Genomic DNA, 7270 nt, shown 5'->3' with positions numbered 1-7270 from the left:
CTGGCGCACTCGACAGGATTCGAACCTGTGACCTCTGCCTTCGGAGGGCAGCGCTCTATCCAGCTGAGCTACGAGTGCAGATGCGCGGGACCTCGAACCTAGACGAGGCGACCCGGGGGCGCAACGGGCGGCGGGCGTCAGAAACGGGTGGGGCTCAGCTCGGCGACGTCGCCGTAGGTGAGGGAGAGGAACACGTCCTCCAGGTCCGGCTGCTCGGTGGTCAGATCGCGGATCTGCACCCCCGCGGCGCGGACCGCAGCCAACACCGCCTCGACGCTGGACTGCTCGCTCTTGTAGGTCACGGCCAGCCGCCCGTCGGGACGCAGGTCGGCGTCGAACCCGTCCAGCAGGGGCGCAGCTTCAAGAGGGAGGACCGGGACGATGACCACGGATCGGGTGTCCAGGCGGCGGAGCAGCTGGGGGGTCGGCTCGCAGGCGACCACCACGCCCCGGTTGACGATGGCGATCTGGTCGCACAGGGCCTGGGCCTCCTCAAGATAGTGGGTGGTCAGCACGATGGTGACGCCGAGCGCGTTCAGCGCCTGCACCCGCTCCCACAGCTGGCGGCGGAGCTCCACGTCGACGCCTGCGGTGGGCTCGTCCAGGATCAGGATGGGCGGGGAGTGGACCATCGCCTTGGCCACCATCAGCCGCCGCTTCATGCCGCCGGAGAGCTGGCGCACATAGGCGTCGGCCTTGTCGGTCAGACCCAGGCTGGCCAGGATTTCGTCCGTCTTGCGGTCGGCCTTCCTGACGCCGTAGAACCCGGCCTGGACCTCCAGCGCCTCGCGTGGGGTGAAGAAGACGTCCGACACGATCTCCTGGTGCACGACGCCGATGGCTCCGCGGGCCGTCCTGGGCTGGACATCGATGTCCATGCCCCAGATGCGCACCTTGCCGGCCGTTTTGTTCACCATCCCGGCCAAGATGTTGATAAAGGTGGACTTGCCCGCCCCATTCGGCCCCAGCAGCCCGAAGATAGAGCCCCGCGGGATGGCCAGGTCGATGCCGCGCAGCGCCGTCTTTTCCGGCGTCATCTTGCTGGCGGGATAGGTCTTGACCAGCCCCTCGGCCTGGAGGGCGAACTCGGGGGCTGCGGCGGGAGCGCTCATGCGGGGCTTGACGATCCTTGGGAGCGGCGGGCGGTCGGTTCGTTGACGCGTCCAGGCCCGGTGCATAGGTAGGCGGCGCGGCCCGCCTTGCCAAGCTGGAGCTCCGGTCCATGTCCCTGTCCTCAACCCTGGCCACCGCCGCGCCCGGACCGCCGGAGGTGGTCATGGTGGACACCCACCGGGTGAGCTGCGACGGCGTCGGCGGCGCGCTCGGCCATCCCCGGGTCTATCTGGAGATGGGCGCCAAGGGCTTTGTGGAGTGCGGCTACTGCGACCGGCGCTTCGTGCTCTCCGACCCTGCGCACGGGGAGGATGAGCGGCTCGATCCCGGCGCCTACGATGCGGAGGACACGCCGGAGGCCTGAGGGCGTCTGGGTTGGAGGCCTGGATTAGCGCCGTGTCGCGCCCAACTTCTCCTTCAGGCTTTCCGCCTTTCGCCCGATCGCCTCCACGTCGTCCGCCCCCATGCGATCCACGGCGGCGTAGGGGATGCTCATGCGAGGATTGGCGCCGAGACGCGCCCGGTTGCGGATCAGAAAATCCCAATAGAGGGCGTTGAACGGGCAGGCGTTGTCCCCGAGCCGGTCCTTCACGTCATAGGCGCAGCCCCCGCAATAGTCCGACATGCGGTTGATGTAGGCGCCCGACCCCGCATAAGGCTTGGAGCTCATGACGCCCCCGTCGGCGAAGGTGGCCATGCCGTGGGTGTTGGGCAGCTCCACCCATTCGTAGGCGTCGGCATAGACGACCATGTACCAGTCGTTGATCTCGTCGGGGTGCACGCCCAGCAGCATGGCCAGGTTGCCGGTCACCATCAGCCGCTGGATGTGGTGGGCGTAGGCGTGGTCGCGGGTCACCGCCACCACGTCGGCCACGCAGGCCATCCTGGTCTCGGCCGACCAGTAGGACCAGGGCAGGCGGCGGTCGGCCTGCAGCGCGTTGGTCGTCCTGTAGTCCGGCCCCTTCAGCCAGTAGACGCCGCGCACGTATTCGCGCCAGCCCAGGATCTGGCGGACGAAGCCCTCCACCGCGTTCACCGGCGCACGGCCGGCGCGGTATTCGGCCTCCGCCCGGCGGCAGGCGTCCAGGGGATCGATCAGCCCCAGGTTCATGCCGGCCGAGATGTGGGCGTGCCACATCCAGGGCTCGCCCGACTTCATGAAGTCCTGCCAGTCGCCGAACTCCGGCAGGTGGCGGGTGATGAAGTGGTCCAGCGCCGCCTCGGCCTCCTGCGGGTTGGTGGGAAAGTTGAAGCCTTCCATGGTCCCGAAATTGTCCGGAAAGCGGGCGGCCATCTCGCCCATGACCTGGCGGGTGAGCCCGTTCGGCTCGATCATGTGACGCGGGGGAATCGCCTTGCCCTTGGGCAGGCGCTTGCGGTTCTCCGCGTCGAAGTTCCAGCGGCCGCCGGTGGGCTTGTCGCCGTCCATCAGCAGGCCGGTCTTGCGGCGCATCAGGCGGTAGAAGAACTCCATGCGCAGCTCGCCGCGGCCGTCATTGGCCCAGGCCTCGAACTCGGCGCGCGAGCAGATGAAGCGGTCGTCGGGCCTCATCTCCACCGGCACGGCCGCCACGTGGGCCAGCTCGTCGAAAGCTTGGACCAGGCGCCACTCGCCGGGCTCGGTGACCACCACCCGCCCGAATGGCTGGTCCTCCAGGGCGCGCAGCACCTCGCCGTTCAGGCTGTGGGTGTTGGCGGGGTCGTCCAGCCGCACGTATCGCACCACCGCGCCCTGGTCCCTCAGCCGGTCGGCGAACTGGCGCATGCCCGAGAAGACCAGGGCGAACTTCTGCTTGTGATGGCGGACATAGCTGGCCTCGCTCATCACCTCGGCCAGCAGCACCACGTCCCGCCGGGGGTCGAGATCACGCAGGGAGGACAGCCGCCCGTCGCTGATCTGGTCGCCCAGGACCAGCCGGAGCGACCCCTGGGTCTGCGGAGGAGAGGCGCCGGGCCCGTCGCCTGACCTCAATGCTCGCCCTTGCCTGGCCAGTTGTCCTTCGGCAGCTCGCGCTTGCGTTCGTCCTCGAGGAACGCCTTGCCTTCCTTGGCCTGCTGCTCAGGGGTCTTCCCCGCCGCGTCGTCGCGGGCTTCCTTGTTGGCGTCGGGCGTCTCGGCGTCGGGCATGGCGTCCTCCTCGGTTGCAGGGAGAAGCGCTGCGACCCGGCCGGTGTTCCTGGCGCTTTGACAAGCTCTCGGCGGGGCGGCCATGATCCCGTGCGCCCGCGAGCGGCGTCGGGAGCGGCTGTCCGCGCTCGCCGCCATCTCGCCCAAATGGCCGAACATAGACCTGTTTCAGGCCCTTGCAGTTTTCCAGGCCCTTGCAGTTCCAGCCCGAAGATTGAAGCCGATGCGCACCGTCACCCTCGTCGCCGTCCTCGCACCGCTCTGGCTCGCCCTGATCGCGGCGGCGCCCGAACCGGCCAGGCCCATCGACCTGCAGAAGTACGCCGGCCGTTGGTACGAGGTGGCCCGACTGCACAACAAGATCGAGGAGGAGTGCGTCGACGCCCAGGTGACCTACACCCCCGCCGAGGACGGCGGCTTTAAGGTCGTGGACGCCTGTCTCCACGCCAAGGGACCGCCCAAGCTGTACCACCCGATGATGAAGGTGCTCGACCCCGGCACCAACGCCAAGTTCCGCCTGACCTTCTTCGCCTTCATCTCGAAGGATTACTGGGTGCTGGACTATGCACCCGACAACAGCTGGGTGGTGCTGGGAGAGCCGACCGGCAAATACCTCTGGCTGTTCAGCCGGACCCCCGACCTGCAGGCCCACAAGGCGGCTCTCGTCGCCCGCGCCAGGTCGCTGGGCTACGACACCTCCAAGCTGATCTACGACAAGGGGGCGTAGCCGGCTCTACGGCTTGACAACGAACGAAGGCGGAACATTCTGGCGGGGTGAGCCTTGTCGCCAAGATCGTCTGCCGGCCTGAGATCACGGGGCAGGTCACCCGCGGCGCGGCTCGGCTGATGGCCCAGCTCGGCTATGCGCCCCTGCTGGAGGCGCCGCTGCCGAACGGCCGGCGCGCCGACGTCATGGCGCTGGGACCCCGCGGCGAGGTCGTCATCGTGGAGGTCAAGTCCTCGCTCGAGGACTTCCGCGCCGACCAGAAGTGGCGCGAATACCGGCCCTACTGCGATGCCTTCTACTTCGCCGTGGCGCCCGAGTTCCCCCGCGCCGTCCTGCCGGAGGGCCCCGGCGTGATCGTTGCCGACGGGTTCGGCGGGGCCATCCTGACCGAAGCGCCGCTCACGCCGCTGGTCGGCGCCCGGCGCAAGGCGCTGACCCTCGCCTTCGCCCGTCTGGCCGCTTCACGGAGCCTGGCGGCCCCGGTCTGACCCGCAGCAAGTCAAGCGTGGCGACGGGATCGTAACCCATGTTGCCGAAGAGCCACAACCTGGGGGCTTTCGTTGACTTGAGGGGGGGCGGGTTTAAAAGCGGCCCCGTTGCAGGTGCGAAAGGGCGCGGATGAGCCAGGTCAAGGCGGACGCCAGGGGACCCGGGACGGCGGTGCGCGCGCGCCCCATGTCGCCGCACCTCCAGGTCTGGCGGTGGCACGTCACCATGGCCGCCTCCATCGCCACGCGGGTGAGCGGGGGCGCGCTCTATGTCGGCCTGCTGATCGTGGTCGGCCTGGCGCTGTCGCTCGCGGCGGGGCCGGGAGCCTACACCGCATTCGCCGGCGTGCTCGGCTCGCCGATCGGGCTGCTGGTGCTGTTCGGGATCACGGTGGCGAACTTCTACCATCTGGCGGCGGGCGTGCGGCACCTCGCCTTCGACAGCGGCAAGGGCTTCCTGCCCACCACCGCCAACATCACCGCCTGGCTCTGCTTCGGCTTCGCCATCGTGGCGGGGATCGCGGTATTCGCCCTAGCGCTGATGACGAGGTCCTGAGCCATGGCGCAATCCTCCCTCCGCACCCCGCTCTCGCGCGCCCGGGGCCTCGGCAGCGCCCATGAGGGCGTCGGCCGCTTCATCAGCGAGCGCGCCACCTCGGTGGCGCTCGTGCCCCTGACGCTCTGGGCGGTCTATGCGGGGGTCAAGCTCGGGCAAGGCGGCTATGCGGGCGCGGTCGGCTTCTTGCAGTCGCCGGTCAACGCGGTGATGGCGGCCCTTCTGATCTTCGTCTCCGCACTCCATATGAAAATGGGAATGCAGGTGATCATCGAAGACTACATTCACATCCCCAACCGCAAACTCCCCCTGCTGCTGCTGAATTCCGGCCTGTGCTGGCTGGCCGCGGCGATCGGGGTGTTCTCCGTCCTGAAAGTCGCCCTGCTGGGCGTAGGAGCCCACTAGTCATGGCCTCGGCCTATAAGTTCGTCGACCACGTCTACGACGTGGTGGTGGTCGGGGCAGGCGGCTCCGGCCTCCGCGCCGCCCTCGGCTGCGCGCAGGCCGGCCTGAAGACCGCCTGCGTCTCCAAAGTTTTCCCGACGCGATCGCACACTGTGGCGGCCCAGGGCGGCATCTCCGCCTCGCTGGGCAACATGGGCGCGGACGACTGGCGCTGGCACATGTACGACACCGTCAAGGGCTCCGACTGGCTCGGCGACCAGGACGCCATCGAATACCTGACCCGCAACGCCCCGGCCGCCGTCTATGAGCTGGAGCACTGGGGCGTGCCCTTCTCCCGCACCGACGAGGGCAAGATCTATCAGCGCGCCTTCGGCGGCATGACCAAGAACTTCGGCGAGGGGCCGATCCAGCGCACCTGCGCCGCCGCCGACCGCACCGGCCACGCCATCCTGCACACCCTCTACGGCCAGTCGCTGCGCCGCTCGGTGGAGTTCTTCACCGAGTATTTCGCGCTCGACCTGATCATGGACGAGGGGGCCTGCCGCGGCGTCACCGCGTGGAAGCTGGACGACGGCACCCTGCATCGCTTCTCCGCCCAACTGGTGATCCTGGCCACCGGCGGCTACGGCCGGGCCTATCTCTCCTGCACCTCGGCCCACACCTGCACCGGCGACGGCAACGCCATGATCCTGCGGGCGGGGCTTCCGCTGCAGGACATGGAGTTCGTGCAGTTCCACCCCACGGGGATCTATGGCGCCGGCGTGCTGATCACCGAGGGCGTGCGGGGCGAGGGCGGTTACCTGACCAATTCGGAGGGGGAGCGCTTCATGGAGCGCTACGCCCCTTCGGCCAAGGACTTGGCGTCACGCGACGTGGTCAGCCGCTCGATGACGGTGGAGATCAAGGAAGGGCGCGGCGTCGGTCCGAACAAGGACCACATCTTCCTGCACCTGGACCACCTCGATCCTGCGGTGATCCACGAGCGGCTGCCCGGCATCTCGGAGTCCGCGCGCATCTTCGCCGGCGTGGACGTCACCAAGGAGCCGATCCCGGTCCTTCCGACCGTCCACTACAACATGGGCGGCATTCCGGCGAACTACCACGGCGAGGTGCTCACCAAGGTCGGCGAGGACAACGACCACGTGGTGCCTGGCCTGATGGCGGTGGGCGAGGCCGCCTGCGTCTCCATCCACGGCGCCAACCGGCTGGGCTCCAACTCGCTGACCGACCTTGTGGTGTTCGGGCGCGCGGCGGGCCTGCGGGCGGCTGAGATCGTCAAGCCCGGCGAGGCCCAGCGGGACATCCCGGACAGCCTTACCGATCCCCACCTCGCCCGGCTGGACCGCTTCCGCAACGCCTCCGGCTCCACGCCGACCTCGACCCTTCGGATGGAGATGCAGAAGGCGATGCAGGAGGATGTGGCGGTGTTCCGCATCGACGACACCCTGCAGCAGGGCGTCAAGCGCATCGCCGACGTCTACGACAAGGTCGCCGACATCCGCACCACCGACCGCGGGATGATCTGGAACACCGACCTGATGGAAACGCTTGAATTCGACAACCTGATCGGCCAGGCGGCGGTGACGGTGAACTCCGCCGTCAACCGCCCGGAGAGTAGAGGGGCCCACGCCCGGGACGACTATCCGGATCGCAACGATGCGGAGTGGATGAAGCACACCTTGGCGTGGCTGGATGCCGGCACGGGCAAGGTGTCGATCGACTACCGCCCGGTGCACACCTACACCATGACCAACGACGTGTCGTACATTCCGCCTAAGAGGCGGGTGTACTGAGGGTGGACGATGGCGATCGCTACAGCTGGTCTCGGGCATAACAGGGCGCGAGGACGGCAGC

General features: G+C 68.4%; 9 protein-coding genes and 1 tRNA gene. 6 read left to right on the top strand and 4 right to left on the bottom strand.

The features are described from left to right. Nucleotide 1: 1 nt before the first annotated feature. Nucleotides 2-78: transfer RNA gene (locus tag HUV06_RS00650), tRNA-Arg, on the bottom strand. A 59-nt stretch (nucleotides 79-137) separates the two neighbouring features. Then, complete coding sequence (locus HUV06_RS00645; RefSeq protein ID WP_174299338.1) at nucleotides 138-1112, bottom strand: ABC transporter ATP-binding protein; 975 nt, start codon at nucleotides 1110-1112, stop codon at nucleotides 138-140. 110 nt (nucleotides 1113-1222) lie between these two features. On the opposite strand from HUV06_RS00645, the gene HUV06_RS00640 reads away from it, so the two are divergent. After that, a complete protein-coding gene (locus HUV06_RS00640; protein ID WP_174299337.1) occupies nucleotides 1223-1477 on the top strand; it encodes a zinc-finger domain-containing protein in 255 nt (84 codons plus the stop codon). Nucleotides 1478-1501: 24 nt separating this feature from the next. Here HUV06_RS00640 and HUV06_RS00635 read toward each other — a convergent pair whose 3' ends face one another. Together HUV06_RS00635 and HUV06_RS00630 are read right to left on the bottom strand one after the other, a co-directional pair. Next, nucleotides 1502-3085, bottom strand: a complete 1584-nt coding sequence (locus tag HUV06_RS00635) for a cryptochrome/photolyase family protein (RefSeq protein ID WP_254600803.1) — start codon at nucleotides 3083-3085, stop codon at nucleotides 1502-1504. Continuing rightward, nucleotides 3082-3240, bottom strand: a complete 159-nt coding sequence (locus tag HUV06_RS00630) for a hypothetical protein (RefSeq protein WP_174299336.1) — start codon at nucleotides 3238-3240, stop codon at nucleotides 3082-3084. Before HUV06_RS00630 ends, HUV06_RS00635 begins: the two co-directional genes overlap by 4 nt. A gap of 82 nt (nucleotides 3241-3322) precedes the next feature. Here HUV06_RS00630 and HUV06_RS00625 point away from each other — a divergent pair, with 82 nt between their 5' ends. From HUV06_RS00625 to sdhA, 5 genes are all read left to right on the top strand, one after another. Beyond that, nucleotides 3323-3967: a lipocalin family protein gene (locus HUV06_RS00625; RefSeq protein WP_174299335.1), complete on the top strand. Its 645-nt coding sequence runs from the start codon at nucleotides 3323-3325 to the stop codon at nucleotides 3965-3967. A gap of 47 nt (nucleotides 3968-4014) precedes the next feature. Next, nucleotides 4015-4455 (top strand): DNA repair putative endonuclease MmcB, encoded by a 441-nt coding sequence (gene mmcB / locus HUV06_RS00620; RefSeq protein ID WP_174299334.1) that lies wholly within the window; start codon nucleotides 4015-4017, stop codon nucleotides 4453-4455. A gap of 130 nt (nucleotides 4456-4585) precedes the next feature. Continuing rightward, the gene (gene sdhC / locus HUV06_RS00615; protein WP_174299333.1) at nucleotides 4586-5011 is read left to right on the top strand and encodes a succinate dehydrogenase, cytochrome b556 subunit; all 426 of its coding nucleotides are present in this window, start codon (nucleotides 4586-4588) and stop codon (nucleotides 5009-5011) included. A gap of 3 nt (nucleotides 5012-5014) precedes the next feature. After that, a complete protein-coding gene (gene sdhD / locus HUV06_RS00610; protein ID WP_174299332.1) occupies nucleotides 5015-5416 on the top strand; it encodes a succinate dehydrogenase, hydrophobic membrane anchor protein in 402 nt (133 codons plus the stop codon). A gap of 2 nt (nucleotides 5417-5418) precedes the next feature. After that, nucleotides 5419-7209: a succinate dehydrogenase flavoprotein subunit gene (sdhA, locus tag HUV06_RS00605; RefSeq protein ID WP_174299331.1), complete on the top strand. Its 1791-nt coding sequence runs from the start codon at nucleotides 5419-5421 to the stop codon at nucleotides 7207-7209. Nucleotides 7210-7270: the final 61 nt, after the last annotated feature.

The organism is Caulobacter sp. S45 (assembly GCF_903642205.1).
Classification (GTDB): Bacteria; Pseudomonadota; Alphaproteobacteria; order Caulobacterales; family Caulobacteraceae; genus CAHJWH01.
Note: the sequence above shows the minus strand (reverse complement) of the source record. Positions and strands in the feature narration are given on the sequence as shown.